The 17,524-nt window shown below is 37.2% G+C and carries 12 protein-coding genes; 3 read left to right on the top strand and 9 right to left on the bottom strand.

What is annotated here, in order from left to right; all coding sequences use genetic code 11:
• Positions 1-23: 23 nt before the first annotated feature.
• The 3 genes from E4O07_RS07750 to aroC are packed head-to-tail and all read left to right on the top strand — an operon-like array spanning position 24 to position 2,590.
• On the top strand, positions 24-737 hold the full coding sequence (locus E4O07_RS07750) for a hypothetical protein (protein WP_253684887.1): 714 nt from the start codon (positions 24-26) through the stop codon (positions 735-737).
• A 9-nt stretch (positions 738-746) separates the two neighbouring features.
• Positions 747-1,472: a tRNA (guanosine(46)-N7)-methyltransferase TrmB gene (trmB, locus tag E4O07_RS07745; protein ID WP_253684886.1), complete on the top strand. Its 726-nt coding sequence runs from the start codon at positions 747-749 to the stop codon at positions 1,470-1,472.
• An 8-nt stretch (positions 1,473-1,480) separates the two neighbouring features.
• Positions 1,481-2,590, top strand: a complete 1,110-nt coding sequence (aroC, locus tag E4O07_RS07740) for a chorismate synthase (RefSeq protein ID WP_253684885.1) — start codon at positions 1,481-1,483, stop codon at positions 2,588-2,590.
• Positions 2,591-2,811: 221 nt separating this feature from the next.
• On the opposite strand, the gene E4O07_RS07735 is transcribed toward aroC, so the two are convergent.
• The 9 genes from E4O07_RS07735 to E4O07_RS07695 form a co-directional block, all read right to left on the bottom strand.
• Entirely contained in the window at positions 2,812-3,117 is a 306-nt protein-coding gene (locus tag E4O07_RS07735) for a hypothetical protein (RefSeq protein WP_253684884.1), read from the bottom strand.
• Between the two features lie 138 nt (positions 3,118-3,255).
• A complete protein-coding gene (locus E4O07_RS07730; protein ID WP_253684883.1) occupies positions 3,256-3,600 on the bottom strand; it encodes a hypothetical protein in 345 nt (114 codons plus the stop codon).
• The gene (locus E4O07_RS07725; protein ID WP_253684882.1) at positions 3,593-4,015 is read right to left on the bottom strand and encodes a CHAP domain-containing protein; all 423 of its coding nucleotides are present in this window, start codon (positions 4,013-4,015) and stop codon (positions 3,593-3,595) included. The genes E4O07_RS07730 and E4O07_RS07725 overlap by 8 nt, the downstream gene beginning before the upstream one ends.
• A 17-nt stretch (positions 4,016-4,032) precedes the next feature.
• Complete coding sequence (locus E4O07_RS07720) at positions 4,033-4,734, bottom strand: hypothetical protein (protein ID WP_253684881.1); 702 nt, start codon at positions 4,732-4,734, stop codon at positions 4,033-4,035.
• Between the two features lie 107 nt (positions 4,735-4,841).
• A complete protein-coding gene (locus E4O07_RS07715) occupies positions 4,842-5,522 on the bottom strand; it encodes a hypothetical protein (protein WP_010699105.1) in 681 nt (226 codons plus the stop codon).
• A 1-nt stretch (position 5,523) separates the two neighbouring features.
• A complete protein-coding gene (locus tag E4O07_RS07710) occupies positions 5,524-6,693 on the bottom strand; it encodes a LamG domain-containing protein (protein WP_253684880.1) in 1,170 nt (389 codons plus the stop codon).
• A gap of 3 nt (positions 6,694-6,696) precedes the next feature.
• Positions 6,697-7,800 (bottom strand): hypothetical protein, encoded by a 1,104-nt coding sequence (locus E4O07_RS07705; RefSeq protein ID WP_253684879.1) that lies wholly within the window; start codon positions 7,798-7,800, stop codon positions 6,697-6,699.
• Positions 7,801-7,814: 14 nt separating this feature from the next.
• Positions 7,815-9,398, bottom strand: a complete 1,584-nt coding sequence (locus E4O07_RS07700; protein ID WP_253684878.1) for a phage tail protein — start codon at positions 9,396-9,398, stop codon at positions 7,815-7,817.
• Positions 9,398-17,524 carry an ADP-ribosyltransferase-containing protein gene (locus E4O07_RS07695; RefSeq protein WP_253684877.1) on the bottom strand — a complete coding sequence of 2,709 codons (8,127 nt, stop codon included), beginning with the start codon at positions 17,522-17,524 and terminating at the stop codon, positions 9,398-9,400. The genes E4O07_RS07700 and E4O07_RS07695 overlap by 1 nt, the downstream gene beginning before the upstream one ends.

Here is a 17,524-nt window from a genome sequence, read left to right as displayed (position 1 = left end):
ATGAAGATGATGCGGATAATTCAATGAACAAAATCATAGAAAAAAAATATCCAAAAAAAATTTCGTTTTTTTTTATTGCTGTTTTTTTGCTTTCATGCTCCTTTGATAAACCTGAGATACCTGAGCTTTCCGTAAAAATTCTACGGATGGAAACAGATTCAGGGAAAATTGAAGAAAGACTTTCAGTATTTTTAATGTATAAGGATGAAAACGGAAGAAACGATTACTCTTCCATACAGCTGATCCATTTGGAGTCCGGTCTGACATGGGTTTTGAACAGGGAAAATACTTCTTTTTTTTCTTCCTCACAGCTTAGAGCTTCGGATTCCGAAAAAACGCTCTGGGCCGGTTCCAACAAGATAGCCTCTCCGTTTGGACAAATTCCCATAGGAGAATACTCCATTGTGCTGGAAGATCTGTCGGGAAATAGGGTTATAAAAAAACTTACCTTAAAAGAGCCTGAAAATCCCTCATCTCTTTCCCTTGTTTTTCAGGTTCAAGATGGAAGGTGGAAGATTGAAGCTGCTGAAGATTCTGCGTTTAGAACTTTTTTTCTTATTCTTTCTGGAGCCGATAAACAGCCGCTTTTTGTTCAAATTTTGCCCCAAGGTTCTAAATACGAGGATTCTATCGCTCCCCTGCTCGAAAAGTATCCCGACTCCCGTTATATTCAATGTATGGCTCAAAATGCTCAAGGCAATACAGCCTATTTGACAAAGTACCATAGTTTATATTAGTATCAAAGAATGAATAGTACTGAAATTACTCAAAATACCGATGCTCCGTCTCATTTTAGATCTATAAAAACCTTTGTTTTAAGAACAGGGCGGATGACTGAGGGGCAAAAAAGAAATTATGAGTCTTTTTATCAAAAGTGGTGTATTCCATATACCGAAAGTCTGATAGACTTTAAAACCTTTTTTCAAAATGATAATCCCGTAATCATAGAAATCGGTTTCGGTATGGGAACTGCAACTGCTCAAATTGCCGAGGACAATCCCGATAAAAATTATCTTGGTATTGAAGTTTTTAAGGCCGGGGTGGGAAAGCTTTTAGGCGAAATAGAAGAAAAAAAATTGAATAATTTAAGGATTATTGAACATGATGCAATTGAAGTTTTAGAGAATATGATAAATGATGAATGTGTTGACGGCTTTCACATTTTTTTCCCCGATCCGTGGCAAAAAAAGCGAAATCACAAAAGGAGGCTTGTAAGAAGACCTCGAACCGATTTGCTTTCAAAAAAATTAAAAAAGGGCGGCTATATTTATATGGTGACAGATTGGGAAAATTATGCAGAAGATGCCTTTGAACAGTTGAGCGAAACTCCCGATCTAAAATCCAAGTACGAAAAATTCGCTCCTGCCCAAAGCTGGCGTCCTGCAACAAAGTTTGAAAAAAAGGGCTTAAAAAAAGAACACGTGATAAATGAGCTCATATTCGAAAAACTTTGCTGCAAAAAGTTTTTATAGGGGAAGTTATGGGGGCAAATTCTTTTGGGCGGTTTTTTACGGTGACAAGTTTTGGCGAAAGCAGGAGTGCCGGGGTAGGGGCTGTGATAGACGGATGCCCTGCCGGAATTCCCCTTTGTGCAGAGGATATTCAAAAAGAGCTTAACCGCAGAAAACCTAAAAACTCGTTTGACGATAGTGACAGCATAAAAAATGTTTTTTCTACCCGCCGAAACGAGACTGATATCTGCGAGATTCTTTCGGGTGTTTTTGAGGGTAAGACCCTCGGAAGTCCTATTGCCGTTCTTGTTAGAAATAATGAAACCTCATCCAAGGATTATGACAACTTAAAAGATGTTTTCCGTCCGGGGCATGCCGATTATGCTTATGAGGTAAAATACGGGCATAGGGACTACCGAGGCGGGGGCCGCGCTTCAGGCAGGGAAACAATCGGGCGTGTTATAGGCGGAGCTGTTGCAAAAAAGATGCTTGAGGTCTTTGCCCTTAAAACGGATAAAAAACCTATTGAGGTGAGGGTAAGAGCCGAAGAAATTGCAGGCCTTAAAGCGGAAACGCCTATTAAAGAAGATGATGAGCTCCCTGAGAATATTTTTGAAAGGCTTAAGGCTTTAGCTTATAAGGGGGACTCGGCAGGCTGTATTTTGTCTTGTTCTATTTTAAATGTACCTGAGGGCTTGGGTTCCCCTGTTTTCGGTAAGCTTGATGCGGTTTTGTCCCAAGCCATAATGTCGATAGGCTCCGTTAAGGGCATAGAAATAGGAGGCGGCTTTTACTCGGCTTCTATTCCCGGCAGTGAAAATAATGAAATTTCAAAAAACTATTCGGGAGGCATTTTAGGCGGTATTTCCTGCAACATGGATTATCCCTTAAATTCCAATTATGAAGCCGGAAGAAAAGGTGAGCAAGGATGTCAAATAGATCTTAAACTTGCCGTAAAACCGGTTCCCTCTATAAAAATGAACCAGGGCACCTTTAATAAAAGAGGAGATAGAGTTACGCTTTCTGTAGGAGGAAATCACGACATCTGCCTTTTCCCCCGAATTGTTCCTGTAATTGAAGCTATGATCTATCTTGTGCTTGCAGATGCTTTTTTAGCCTCAAGGATAGAAAGGTTTTAGAAATGTAAAAACACTCTTTAGGATTATGATAATAAACAATAAAAAAAGGCACTCAAATGAGTGCCTTTGAAACAAGCTAGCGGCAATAGGGCTTATCTAATCTGTGATTTTATAATTATATATTGAATATATACTTACACAATTAAAATAAAACTTGCTTACATAATGCTTACATAAATAAAGGGCTGCTTCATTTTAAGCAGCCCCTTTTCATTAAAACTTTATTTTTCCTTTAACCTGAAATAAATATACAATCCAAGACTTGCAAACCCGAAAGCTGCAAGAACAATCACGCCCTTGAACTGTATAAACCCGGTAATTATTAAAATTAAAATTCCAATCCATAGCGGTATAAGTGCAACCTTACGCCGGGAGTATTTGATGGTATCAAATACCGCCAAGGCACCCCCCGCTAAACCGATAACTGCGCCGATGCAGTCTAATAAAGTTGTTTGTCCGTAATTGATGATAAATACTGAAAGTATTATCATCCCAATGATCACAAAAAACATAAATTTATTTTTCATATAAACCTCCTAGTTTATAAAAATTTTAATTTCATTTTTAAAATAAAAAATCCTATACCGCCTAAAATTAAAAGCCCTAAAATGCAAGACAAAATCACAAGAGCTATTTTTAGCCTGTAATTTTTAGTTTTTAGCCTCTCAATCTCCGTTTGTTTTTTCTGGATTTTTTCTTCCTTCTGTGCTATCAAATCCTTGCTTTCTTTTTCGTATTCTTCTAAGGATTTCTCGGATTTCTTCAAAGATAGCCTCGCTTGTGTCAACTGATCTGTTAAGCTCTCTTGATATTTCCGAGCCTCGCTTAATTCTGTTTCCAAGTTCTGTATTTGCGATGATAGCATCTGTTTGACGCTCTCCCACTTCTCCAATAGAGTCTCTAGCTTTGTAAGCTCCGACTCTGTTATCATATATTCCGTTTGCTGTCCGGCAGCCGGTAAAAAGCAAAAGAATGCAAACAATAAAAATAAAAAACTTCTTTTCATTCATTTACACCTCCTTTTTTTCTTAAAAAGCCTAAAACATGGTTATACTTCCAACAAGCAAATTTAGTACCTGTTTGAGCATACCCGTCTTGCTCCAAAACCTTGAGATAGTTTTTTTCTGCAGCGATCACAATCGCAACATGGCCGTAAGGGTTGCCCCGCATTTTATCAAAAACGACAACATCTCCGGCAATAGGCTTATTTGCAGGGTAAGGCAGCTTCTCTAAATACTTAACCTCAATCGGCTTTTTTTCGTATTCGGTGTAAAGCTCCCTAGCTCCGCTAACTCCTGTAGGTTGCGGTATGTTTAAAACATCCTTGCAATACTGCCTAAAAAGGTCAACGCATTGATAGCCGTATTTTTTATCAAAATCAACTTTTTTGCCTTTGTACTCTTTTACGAATTCTTCTAATGTCATATATTTCCTCCTAAAAATTAAATTGTCCTTTTTGTAAGTTTTTCTAAAACAGCCCGCAAGTTTTCGGCTTGTCTTAACTTCTTTTCCATCTTCTCACGGCAAAAGTCGGCCCTGATTTTATCCCCTATTTTTTCAAATAGAGGCTTATAGCTTAAATACATATCCGCTTTACTTTTGACTTCCATTAAGTAAATTTTTGTAACTCTTTTTGTAAAATCTTGGGCGATAAAATAAATCTTTTCTTTTTTGACGGCGTTTAATGGTCTGGTCGTACAAGATTTAGACCTCATAATCTCTTTATTTAGTCTGATAAATAATTCTTCGGCAAGTTGTTTTATATAAACGTTTACGGTATCAACCGTTAAATCTTCAAACCCGTTTTTGTAAAGCCTCTTGTTTAAAATACTCTCAGCCCTATACATACAACAGGCTAAAATACTTATATCACTTAAAAGATAAGAAAGGTCAGGCAGGATATCCTCAATTCGTTCTTTTCGTAAAAGCTCTATTTTCTCACAATTATCCTTCATCAGGTACATCAAGCCGATACTGTCTATCGTCTGAATTTTCCCGCCCTCGGAAACTTCTATAGTTTGTCCCAAAATTGACATCTTCCCGCCTTTTTTAAAAAGCAAAATAAAAAGAGAAGGAATAACTATAAGCCCTATTATCAAAATCACCACCCAACCGATAGCCGGTATATTGCTAATCTTGTCCATACACTAATCTTAGCAAAAATAAAAAATTTTGTTACATAAGTTATAAAATTTTTATAAAAGTTAAATAAAGATATGATGAATTTATGAAAAAATTACAATTCTAAGTTTTATTCTTGTAAATTTGAAATCATATAAATACCGCTATCTGTTTTTATTCTAAAAATTGAAGAAAAGTGTGAAAAAGGTTTGACAAGCATTATATGTCTGATTTTTCCATTATGGAAACATGATAGAGGTGAAGGAAATGCTGTTTCTGCAGGTTTAAAAATTTTATTGTTTCCCATTATTCTTAATCCGCTGTCTTTTATAGGTCTTTCATAAATAAGTAACTCATAAAAATTATAAGTAAAGGTTGCATCTATAGTTCTTCCATACCCAAAAATTCCTATAATAAGTTCTTTGACTTTAAATTTAACATTCTTTTCATCATAAGATGATATTGAACCTTTACTATCTCTTGGAAATACAGAACCCAGTCTAAAAGGCCCATGTATCTCATTTGATGCTGATACTGTAGTGTATGAAATAGCTCCATATGCAGGAATATTTTCATTACAAGTCATTTCTATTGTTAAACCTAATCCATACATAATAAATTCATTATCAAAAGAGATTCTAAAAACAGGTTCAGATGGAGCCGGGCTCCATACCGCATAATTGCATGAAGAATTTATATTTTCATCTTTTAAACATTCAGTATCACCTGTAATATATCCTCTTGTGTTTATTTTTGCAATATTTCCAAATTTTATAACATTCCTTGAAAATTCAGTTAAGGGAAAATCCATATTATATTCCTTTTCTAAACCATATTTCGCCAAACACGGCATTTTGAGGATCTTCTGTTAGTGTAGGTGCAATTAATTTATTTGCTGTAACAGTAGCCCCCTTTATATATATATCCCCATTCGTATCAATCTTAAAAATCTCTTCTCCCTTATTCCTAATCTTCAACCCATTCAGCTCATCAAACCACGCTTCAAAATCCTGATTAGTTGTATCGTCTGTATCAATTTTTAATTTTTGAACCACAAGATTTTTAATAAACGCCTGATTGACTAAAAGCTCATCAATCATCGCTTTTTGAGCGACGAGTACTTTAGCAAACAACGCCCCGAAGTGCCCCGTCTGATGTTTTAGCTCCTCAATCTGGAACATATGCACTAAGCAAGCTTGATACTCTTTTGCATAGTTTACTTCCGGCTCTAGGTTTACCCACTGTGCACCCGACCACCTATAGCACACCCCGACCTTCCAGCCGCCTATTGTTTGCCCCGATAACACCCAATCGCCGCCGTTAGCGTCTACAGCTCCGAGCTTTTCGCCTTTGGTAATAATGGCCGTCCGTGTAGAAGGTACTGTTTCCACAACACCTAAGTATCTAGGCGTATTGTTTGCAATGATGTTTTCAAGCTGCTGTACCTGTGTGCCTTTTGTTACAAGTCGATATAGCCCGTTTATTTCGTTGCTGTTTAATACTTTCTTATAAAATCTAAACTCGTCAAAAGTAGCGTGAGTTCTTCCTCCTCCGAGCTTTAGCCCTTCGGAAAAATCCACGGGGTCGTTCCCTGCGGTAAGTTCCGCTCTTAATTCGGCGTTTTTGTAGATTTTGAAAAAACTGTTTTTTGCAAACAAGAAGCACCAGTGCGTTTGCTCTTGGTCGTCTTTGATGTCGGTTACTGTTTTAGTATCTTCAAGCTCAACGGTTAAAAGGTCTGTTCCTTGGTCAAAGTAAACCTTAATATTTGCCGTTGCAAAAATGCCTCTATACTCCGCTGAGTCTACCACTCCATCCCATTGCCTCCAAAGAGAGATTGTTAGTTCGTTTCTGTTCCCGTCAATCGGTACAGTTCCAGCCCCTGCCGGTAAATAAAGAGCATTACCCGATACTCCTTGAACAAATTGAGCATCGGCGGGTAATGTCATGTTCGCTCCGCCTGCATAATTGATAGACTCCATAGATTACACCTCGCTTTCCGTAAACATTCCGGCAAAATAAAAATGTCTTTCGTTTTCCGGAATGTCGATGTTAAATTGCAAAAGTTTAAGGCCGTTAATCTCTACCGTGTTTTGAAGGACTTCATTTTCAGGAACATGGACGAAGCCCCATTGATAGTTGGGTAAGTTTTGTTTTATTTTTGCAAAATTACCGCAAACAATTTTATCAAAATTAAACTCGGCGTTTGTTTTGAATCCCGTAAAGCTGGGATTCGGGGTATAATGGTCGGCCCAACACAAAATGCCTATTATTAAATTTCCTGTCTTTGAATAGGGAATTCTTACATTTGTATGTTTTTTATTCGCAGCAAAATAAGACAGGGTAAGACTTGCCAATAGTGAATTGTGAGTGCTCTTGCTTGCCGGATTATAGAATTCTAAATCAAAAATTCTTGCAGGCGTCCATAAAAAGTCCGTGTTTCTTTCGGCGACAGCCCAGCCCCCGATGTTCCAAGTTGCGACAGAGCCGGAAAGGGCTATGTAAGAATAGCCTTCATCATCTTTGATTATATCTTCTTTGTTATAATTAAACCCTATCCATTGATAATATCTTGAATCCCATGCGTCTTGGTTTTTAGGATTAAAAACAACGCTTTTAGCATAATCGGCATGTTTATCTGCGACCTGTGATCCTAAAAGTTTGTTAATACTTTTGTCAACGTTGCATATCCATGCTGTAGTAATTCCATGTGCCCAGTTGTCGGCGTTTGTATATTTTATAAAAAATGTACCGTCTTTGTTTTCGGGTAGTTTTATTTTAATGACAATATAATTCACAGGCGTTTGAGTTTCACAATTTGAGATGACGGTATGCCCCGTTAATTTAATCATGTATTGGGCATACCATTTCCCATATTTTGAAACAGCCCCTGTTCCGACTCCAATTAAGTTGGTAATCGGCGAGTCTGTCATCTGGAAGTCTTCTTTTCCGTCCCAAATTATTTGTCCGTTTTTATAAAGCGGTTGTAACAAAGCCGCTTGTTTTTTAACTTCACCCAAGCCTGCCTTAACTTCATTGTAAGTTTCAGTAAGCCGATTAACGGCTTCAATTACTTGTTCATTTGTCATTTTGTTTAATCTCCTTATATAACTTTTATAAAGGGGTATACCCCGTATGATTTAACTCTATTGTCTTCGGCTGTAGGGACGACTTTTGAAGCATTAAATCCTAGAAGTCTTAAGTAACTACTGCTTTGAGATGTTCCGGAGTCAATATAACCTGTATCTAGTGTTTGAAATACTCCGGTTGTAACATTGGGGTACCCATCGTTACCCTGAACGCCAACACGACCCCTAATATTCCTTATGGCGTCGCCCTGATACTCCAGAGCTAAGCTAGCTCCGCCTCGGCCGCTTCCGTCATCGACAGCTCGTAATGCTGCGCCTCTTAAGTCAGGCAGTTTTGGATAGCCGAAAGCATCATAGCCCAGATAGTTTTTCTTATTCTTATTCCCAAAATTTTCAAGCCAGAATTGATAAAATTCGGGGTAAAGTTCCGGAATAAACGAATAGCCGTTGGCATATAAATAGCCGTAAGTATATTTTTTGCCGGTGAAGTATCTAATTTCGCCGATAGGGCCTGACTCTTTGATAAGTCGGTCTTTGTGAGCATTTTCCAGTTCGTTTGTTTTTTCTTGAATAAAGAGAAGCATTTTATTTTTTTCTGCAATAAAAAAACTGTTTACTTCATTTTGAAAATTTGTTATTGCTTGAAGAGCTGTATTATTGAGCGTGTTTTCTGTATTTTGTAAAATCTCATCAATTAAGGATTGCTTGATATTGCCCTCAAAAGCCCACACATTCCCTCTAAAATCAACGACTGCATAACAACCCAGCCCGAATGTTTCGGCATTTATGTTTTGTGATATTTTGTTTGTGTCGGCTTCTTCCGTCTCAATCTTAACATTAAAATTTCCTGTCAGTTTGTAAACAATCAAATATTGCTTTGCTCCATTGCCGTTTTGTTTGTTAAAGAATAATTGTAATGTAAAATCATTTTTTAATTCTCCCGAAAGAATAATTACATTATTCACGGCCTCTTCAAAAGTCATTTTGATTTCTGCCCTGTTCGTGCAGTCGTACTCGATTATTTTAGATTGCCAAGCGGTAAATGATGGATCGGGGGTGGGTAGGGCCTGCGGAGTTTCGTCAAAGTTGATGAGGCCTAAAAGGTCGGTGTCGGGAGGGAAAGATAAATTATTTTCGGCATCGCTTGCAACTTGCAGTACCGCCCTGGACTTATAATAATCTGCAAATTTTTTATTAAAAGCCTCTCTATCAACCTCTAAAGCTTCAGACATCTCATCAAAGATTTTTAATTCTACAAAAAGATAATCTCTTAAAGCCTTAAAAGCTGCTTTATAAGCATTTATCTCTGATTCACTTTTTTTTGCTTTTTCTGCTTTTTGTAAAATAATAGGATATTCCGTTTCGATAATGCTTACTTCTTTTTTTAAAATCTGCTTTTCATTCGCCGTAATAACCCCGTCAGCCGATATATTCTCATGCAGTTTTTCAATATCGGCAATGATCTTAGACTGTGCAGCATCCGAACTTTGTAAATGTGTATGAATAGAATTTATAATTCCGCTGTCTATATTGCCTAAAACCTTTAAACTTCCCACTGTCAAAGCCTCATGGCTTTTATCATTTGATTGTAAATTCATTATTTCCTCCTGCCCCATAAGGCACTAGGCGCTTCACTGTTTATAATCTGCTCGCCTGCATAAAAGGCTTCTTTTACTCCTGATGTTGGTAATCCCAATGTAAGGGCTGATGCCTCCCAATATTTTTGAGCCGCTTTTTTAATATCTGCATCGGTTAAAGCTTTTGAACCGTCTATAAATTTTTCTGCAGCAACAAACACATTCGAGTTGCCTCTATATTTTGTCTTACCTGTGATTGCTTTTTCTGCAAAGCCTGTTATCATTCCGTTGATTAAAGGTACGCTGTCCGTGGCTTGTGTAAAGGCATAAAAAACTCCTCGGCGTATTTTATCTTCAGGTTCATCTTCATCGTCTCCAAAACCTTCGGTAACCGCACCCACTGCAATACCGGCTAAGGCGTAACCTGTAATTATTCCTGCGGCTCTTGCATATTGCTTATTTTTAATTGCATTTGGTAGATCATGCCTTATATTGTTATAGATGACATTAAGAGAACTTTGGAATTGCAGTAACATTCTTAAAGCCTCACCGCCTTCTCTAAAAAGTGGGGCTAACTCCTCGGCTCTTCCTGACGGTTGAGTTCTTACCAATACATCATCGGCCCATTGCGTGGCTTGTAAATCTATTTCTAAATCGGTTAATGGCTTTTCAAGGTTTGAGTTTTCTTTTTCAAGCATTGCTTTTTTTTCTCTAAAAGCTGCAAGCCAACCCGGAGCAACACAAGCCTTGTCTATCCACTCTAAGCCCTCCATGCCTTTTTGTTGTAATTTGGTAATGGCTTTACCGCCCTTAGTCTTAGCTTCTTTTGCAAGTTCATCTACTATACCCTGCATCATATCAAAGCTTCTGTCCTGCATTAGTTTACTATGTGAATGAATAAATTCCATCATTTCCTTATTATGCACTGTCAAATCTAAGGCTGCCTTTGCGTAAGATATGGGATTGACATATTGCATAAATGGAGCAGGGCTTGTTAAGCCTTGCTTTATAATACCTGACATTTTCCAGCCTAGATAAGCGGCTGCCGTATTACCCCGTAACATTCTTAACATCTTATCCGTATCGGAATAAACCCTTCCGGCTGTTGGATCTATAATCGTATTTACCTGTTTATCAAGGTACCTTAACGCCTCGCTTCCGTAGGCTGTTTCAAGAGTTCTCCTAAATTGTTTTGAATCATAACCTTTTATAACCCTGTTTAATTTTTGAGCATATTTGTCATAAGCATAAAGTCTTTCGTTTGCTTCTATACTTTCTAAAAACGTATTTACTGCGTTCAGCTTAATAGGTGATTGATTGCCTTTTCCTATATCAATACGCGCCTTAGTCTGTCCTTTTTCTATACCGTGCCTTGTGCCTGTTGCGTGCTCTCCCACAATCTTTTTTTGAGTTTTTCGGGCATCTTCCTCTCCTGATACATCAAGCCTTAACATTGGAAAGTAATCATCTCTTATTTCTGTGATAATATTATTTACAGTGCGGTTGTGGTCTTTTAATCTGATACCCTCGGCTTTGTATTCTTTTTTTAAATAATCTACAAAGTTTTTAATCCTTTCATCGCCCCGGATTAGGTCTTCTGCTTTTTCAAGAACCCTGCCGTATCGCATTTCGGAAAAAGTATCTAATGCTCCATAGCTGTTTGATTGCTTAGCAATATCTCTTTCGTCTTGCTCTGCAAAGTTTCCGTATTGGACGGCGGCCCGGCTCTTTTCGTCAAAACCGGCAAGGTAGGCTCCTATTATCTCACTTACACTTAATGTTAAATCCTTTTTATCTTTTCCTACATAAAAATTTTCAAACAATATTTTTTTTTCTAGGTCTGCAACTTTTAATCCGTTTTTTTCCATAAACTCGTTAAAATTACTTAAGCGGGTATCCATTCCTGCTTTAAACCTATTGTAACATTCTCGCTGTTCAAATTCCAATAAGTCATATAGAACGCCTCGATTTCCGCCGTCAAGCATTTCTATAAAAGCGTAAGGCCTCATGGCTGCATACTTTAATTTTAACCTCAAATTCTGTAAGCCGCCTTTTTTTTGCTTTTCCGCATCGCTCCAAGTTGCTGCCTTTTCATCAAATCCTTTTTTGTGTATAAAGTTTTTTATACCCATATCTCTAATTAAAGCAGCTTCAAATTTTTCTGTTGCTTTTTTTGCAGAATATTTTTGTCGCCCCTCTCTATAAGTTTTTTCTATAACCTTTGCTAAGTCTATAAGCTCATCAACAGTCCATTGACTTAAAGGCTGGTGTTTTAATTTAGCAAGCATTGATTCAGGTAAAACGGTTGAGGCTAGTTTTTCTATTTGCTCATCCGTTAAATTCTCTGTTTTCATGTCTAAAAAGTTCTTTTCGGTACGGTTATAGATACCCAGGCTAAAAAACTTATTGCGAGCCGGTATTAGTCTTCGTGCGAGTTTTTTATCATCGGCCGTCCATTCTCCGATAGGTTTATTTTCAAGAAGGTTTCTTAAAGTCTCCCAGCCTTTTTTGTTTCCTGACATTCTACCTAATGTTTGCCGGTATTCCTGACTTGTTGACCATAGTGCATAAGCTTCCCTTATTCTGGGATCATCTTTATCTACTGTTGCATTTAAAGCTTTTTGTGCCTCTTTTTTTAAAAACCATTGAACTGCTGCTAAGGCTTCGGCTTCTTCGGCGTTACATACTTTTAAGTTTATTCTTTTCATAACTGCTTTTAAAGCAACATCACGGGCTTTAACCGTATCGGTTAAGACTTTTCTATTTATTCTTTCATTTTTTAATTGTTCTTCCAAATTGTGAATAATCCGGCTATCGTATGCGTTATCTTCTTTTAATTCGGCAATATGTTTTTCAAGCTCTTTTATATTTTTATTTTTTTCTTTGATAAGTTCTTCTATCTGTTTTATGTCCTCACTTGTGATTGTTCCCTTATTGATTCGATCTTCCATTTCCTTATTATTGATTGCCTTAAGAAGTCGTTGCTTTTCTGCAGGGCTCATATTTTCAAGTTTTAATTCATCCAACTTAATACCTATATCAGGCCTACTTTTAAGTTTTGTAGTAATAATTGCATCGGTTGTATCGGCATCTTTAACTTTCATATCTTCACGGCCCATGATATCTGCATAAAGAGAACGATAAGAGCGAGGACTATTTCTCATTTGCCCTTGAATATTTTTAATGGAATTTTCGGAAAAACTCTTGCCTCTAAAAGCATTTGACATTTGGCTTTTCCATGCGTGATTTTTCATCTCTCTATTTATTCTTGATTGTTTTCGTTTTAAATCATCACGGTAATCCGCTTCTTGCTCGTCTGCCGGCTTAAAGTTATCAAAATCAAAATAGTAAATATTTGCCGCTTCTTTTATAAATTCATATACTTTTTCAGTATCTTCAATTTCCTCAACAAACATCTCATCTTGAATTTCAGCCCTGGACTTAGGCTTATGTTTTTCCTCTGCATGATTTTCACTAACCGCCTTTGCGTAAGTTTCAGTCCATGCTTTCTCTTTTTCTGTTAAACTTCGTAAAGCAGTAAATCCGTTAAGTTCTGCAAAAATATTTCTAAAGCCTTGTAAATCCTCTTTAATATAATTCAAGGCTAAATTATACTGTTTTTCGGTTAAAGGTTTACCGTTTGTTATTTGGTATGCGATTGTAGAAAATGCCCCGTCTGAGTTTTGCATTAAATTTTTTAGTTCCGTAAAGCCTTGATTTTCTGCTTTTATATAAGCTTTCATAAACTCGCGAATAGCTTCACGGTTTTCCATCATTTTAAGGAATGTATCGTTTTTAACGTTTTCGTCTTTTAAATCTTTTTGTAAAGCTTTTTCAAGCTCAGGCGATAAAGCGTCCCTGTAGACCTTATCGGCCTTAGCTCTTTCTTCATTATTTGAATATAAAAACTTATAGGCTTCACTTGGATTTTCTCCAATAACAATTCTTTCTAAATGCTCCCTCGCAGCTTCTTCTCCTCCCGATTCCGCAGCCTCGGCCGTATCCTTATAGGTTTCTACCTCTGTTTGAAAATAGATATTATCATTTCCGGCATCAAAAGAACCCTCATTATCTACGGCCGATTTTATTTGATTGGATTCAAAAGCAATGTATATATGTGAACCATCGGTGCCGTCTACTATAATACCGTCTCTTTCATCTTCCTTTGCGTTTTCATAAATATCTTGTGCGTAGTAGTCAAAATAAGCGGTTGCACTGTCATTTGCTTCAAGCTCTCTTCTTTCTTCTCCTTTCCAAATTTTAATAGGATATCCGTCTTCTTCGGCTTCTTCTTCACTGTCATATCCTTCACCTGATAACAGCTCATTTATTTCATATTCAACATCAATATGATTTGCATCTCGAATATTTAAAAATACAGGCATAATAATGCCGTTTCCATACATTTCTGCAACTTCATAATTTCCGAAAAAAAAGGCTTTTTGATCTTTATTTAGATAGCTACCCTGACTAAATCCTCCGTTCTGTTTAAAAGTATCAAACTCATGACGTGTCCCATGATACACAACTAAAGGCTCGCCGTTTTCATCAACCACCTTACTTGAATTTTCAGAATCATTTTCCCAATCGCCGAACCACTTCTTAAAGCTATCTGTTCTAACCTGTAACCATTGATCCTCGTCTAAATTAGTATCTTCCCCGTTTGGAGCTTTCAGCCATTTATCACTATTTTCATACCTAGCCCTCACATCGTCTATTTCTTTTAACTCTTCTTTTGTGGGCTCTGTTTGAAAAAATACATCTCCCATCTCGTTAAGCCGTCTTTGTTCAAGAGCCCTGTTTCTATTAAACTCCTCATAACTTGTATGTGATCTTTTTGCTTCCTCCCGTATTTTTGTCTTTATAGCCTCATCATCAAGATCAGGATGATACTTTTTATAATATTCGATAGTTTCAGCTTCATACTGTGCACCGTTTAATCTTATATCCTCTTTTATCTCTTCTGCTGCCTTTATATCTTGTTGGACGGTTTCTCTTGCCGCCTCTGTAGCTTTTTCATAAGCCTCGTTTATCTTGCCTTTTTCTGTTTTAGTATTGACGGCTTCGGTAGTTTCGGCTATAATAGAATCAGCCTGAGCCGTGGGTGTGCCGCTGTTTTTAGCCGTCTCCCACCTTTGGGGTTGTTCATTTTTAACTCCCCATCTTTGCTCAGGCTTAATTATTTCATCAAGCTCAAGTGAGTATATTCTATGTCCGTGTTCTTCGGTTTCTTTTAGCGTTATAAGAGCTTCGCCGCTTTTACCGTCTGCTAATGTTAAGGCTGCTGTAAAGCGTTTTATACTTACTATATTCGAGCGTTCATCTTTTATATCTGTATGAGTATTAACTAACTTAGCTTTTTCATAAAGAGTTTTTATTTCTGCAACTGCTCCGTAATGTTCTTTACGCGTAAACCCGTTCTTCTCCGATTTTTCTACTGCCTTATTGCTTGTCATCTTATTTATCCCTGTAGAAGATACGCGGGCTGTAATACCGGTTTCTTTATTCTTTATATCTGTATTTTTTACATCTTCAAGAGCTTGTTTTACTGCATCAACTGACGATAAAACATTTTTTATAAATACACTATTGCTCTTACTTTCAGTATCTATGTGTTTTTCTGCCTGTTTTAAGACACTGTTATCTTTTCCTAAAAGTTCATCATATACCTTGCGTATATCATCATTTATGCCTATTATCTCTTTTAAGTTCTTATAAATACGGCTTAAAAATTCGGCTGCCTTTTGGAATATGTTTTTTAATTCCTCTGTAGGGGCTATGCCTTCTTTTAAGTATTGTTCAAATCCTTGTGCAAATTCTTCTTCCTGTGCTCTTGTCCATTTCCCGTCTTTTACATTAAAAGCCGCTTCCGCTTGCGTTAATAAGTCTCCTTTTAAAGTCTTTCGTGCAACATGGGCGGTCTCATGCACAAATGTACTAAAATCTGCCTTCTTACCTACATAAACTAAAGCCTTTATATCTCCTTGAATTTCTTTAAAGGCTGCCGCTCCCTTTATATCCTTAGTATCTATTTCTTCCTGCGCTGCTATCTTTTCAAGGTCGGCGGGGGCTGTGTTAGTTAGAATCTCATCAGAATAGTATGTATCTAAATAAGTTTGAGCGTCCATCCCGGCACCCTTAGCCAAGGCATCAAAAATAACCGTTGCCGTGTGCCTTTCCTCATCGGTTAAGTTAGGCATTGTTTCTTTTAAGCGTTCGGCAAGTTTTATATTTTCTCGTATTTCATCCGAGCTTTTTTTTGTAAAATACTGTAGGCCGTTTTCTTTTCCGTTCGGGTTTTCGGCTATAAGTTCAGCCTTAATCTTTTGTAAAGTTTCACCTTTAGGATTCCATTCAATTTTTGCACCCTCAAATTTCTCTCCAAAGTCTCTTACAAATTCTTTTATAATGCCTTGGTATTCATCGCTTTGAACTCTTACATTTTTAATCGTTACGGTGTTTTTCTCCTTGTCAAAGGAATAATAAATATGTCCGTAATCGTTATATTCGGTTTCCTGCGTGGGGTCTCCCACTATATACTCGCCCTCTATATTCCCGTTTGCTTTCTCGTGTCTTTGCCCCTCTGTAATATAAAGCCTATCACCATGTCTTACAACATCGGCTGCCTTGCCCCATCTTTTGGGTACGGGCTTTTCTTCTCCGTTTTCATCTTGTTCTTTTATGATGTTTCCTTGTTCGTCTGTTTCATAGATTATATTACCTTCCTTATCCCTCATTTCCTCGCCTTCAATTCTGGCGTTTTCATGAAGCCATTCATCATAATCGTTAATTTTTGCTTTTTGAAAACTTTCACGGGCTTGCTTTTGTGCTTCATAGATATTGTCAAGGTTTTCTTTTTTATCTTCATCAGTCATGCCTTCAAACATAACATTATCTTTATTCTTTCTGATAAAGTCCTCTTTTGAAGGATTTACTATTGCCGATTTTTTTAAATTGCTTGCTTCCTGCACATTTGCATTTGTAAACTTTACGGCTCCCGGTACACCCAATACCAAAGAAGCAGTAATACCGCCCGTAAAACTTTCCCAAACATTACCGGCAATAGTCCATGCATCGTCTGTTTCAACACCTTCACCTTGTAAGACGGCCGCTAATTCTTTTGTGCCTGCGCTTACTAATTCCTGTACTGCTTCTTCAACTCCTTCACTAAATGTATCTACTCCATAATGCCGTAATCCCTTAGCAATATTTCCCATTGTTCCTTTGGCGTTCAGTCTTGTAATCATTTTACTGACTATCTTATCCGCTCCCAATCCCTTGCCTGTAATACTTGCAACATTTCCTAAAAATACTTCAATAGCTGCTTGTAAGCCTCCCGACATTACAGCCATTTTTTTAGCAAGTTCCGGTTTTACTCCTGCTTTTTTCAAGTCTAAATATTCAAGTCCTGTTTGCATTTCCATCGATCTGGCAAAACCTGCGGCCGTTCCTATTCCGGGTGCAATTATAGAACCTAAAGCAGAAGGAATAAAAACATGAGCCGAAAAAGGGATCGTTTGTGCTCCTGATTGTAATAACTTGGTGAACCATGTACGGGGCATATCATCTTTTAGATATTCATTATCTTCTTCTATCTCTTTTATTTCATTTTGCAACCTTTGAATTTCTTTTACATCGCCGTTATGTTCTGCCTTTAAAAGTTGGGCTCCAAGCCCTCCTAATTTTACGGTGTTATTTCCCAAAGAAAAACTATTGACTATGGAAGTAAAAGCACTTTGAGGCGTTTTTTTGACCGGCCCTAACCACCAGTTATTCAAATCTTCCAAGTGCTCATAAGTGTAGGATAAAGGCATGTTAAATTGTTTTGAATATTTATATGCAGAAGCAAATCTATAGGCTTCATCTTCAGGTATTTCAGCATTTGCAATCGCCGTATTTAGTATTTCATATTCTTCATCACTCAAATTGATTAAATACCTATCTTGATTCTTTTTTCGTTTTTTTTCTCTTTCCTCTATTTCTCTTATCTGATTTTGTGAATTCAAAAAAGATAAATCTGTATTTTTCTTTTCAAACCTATTATTATCAAAAACAGTGTTGGGTTGTCCAAAGTCTAAATAGTGATAAGTCGTCTGTCCTCGTCTTCCTTGATTTTGTCCTAAAATTATATCGTTAAAGTCGCTCAT

Source organism: Treponema sp. OMZ 798, assembly GCF_024181385.1.
In the GTDB taxonomy this organism is placed as follows: Bacteria; Spirochaetota; Spirochaetia; order Treponematales; family Treponemataceae; genus Treponema_B.
Note: the sequence above shows the minus strand (reverse complement) of the source record. Positions and strands in the feature narration are given on the sequence as shown.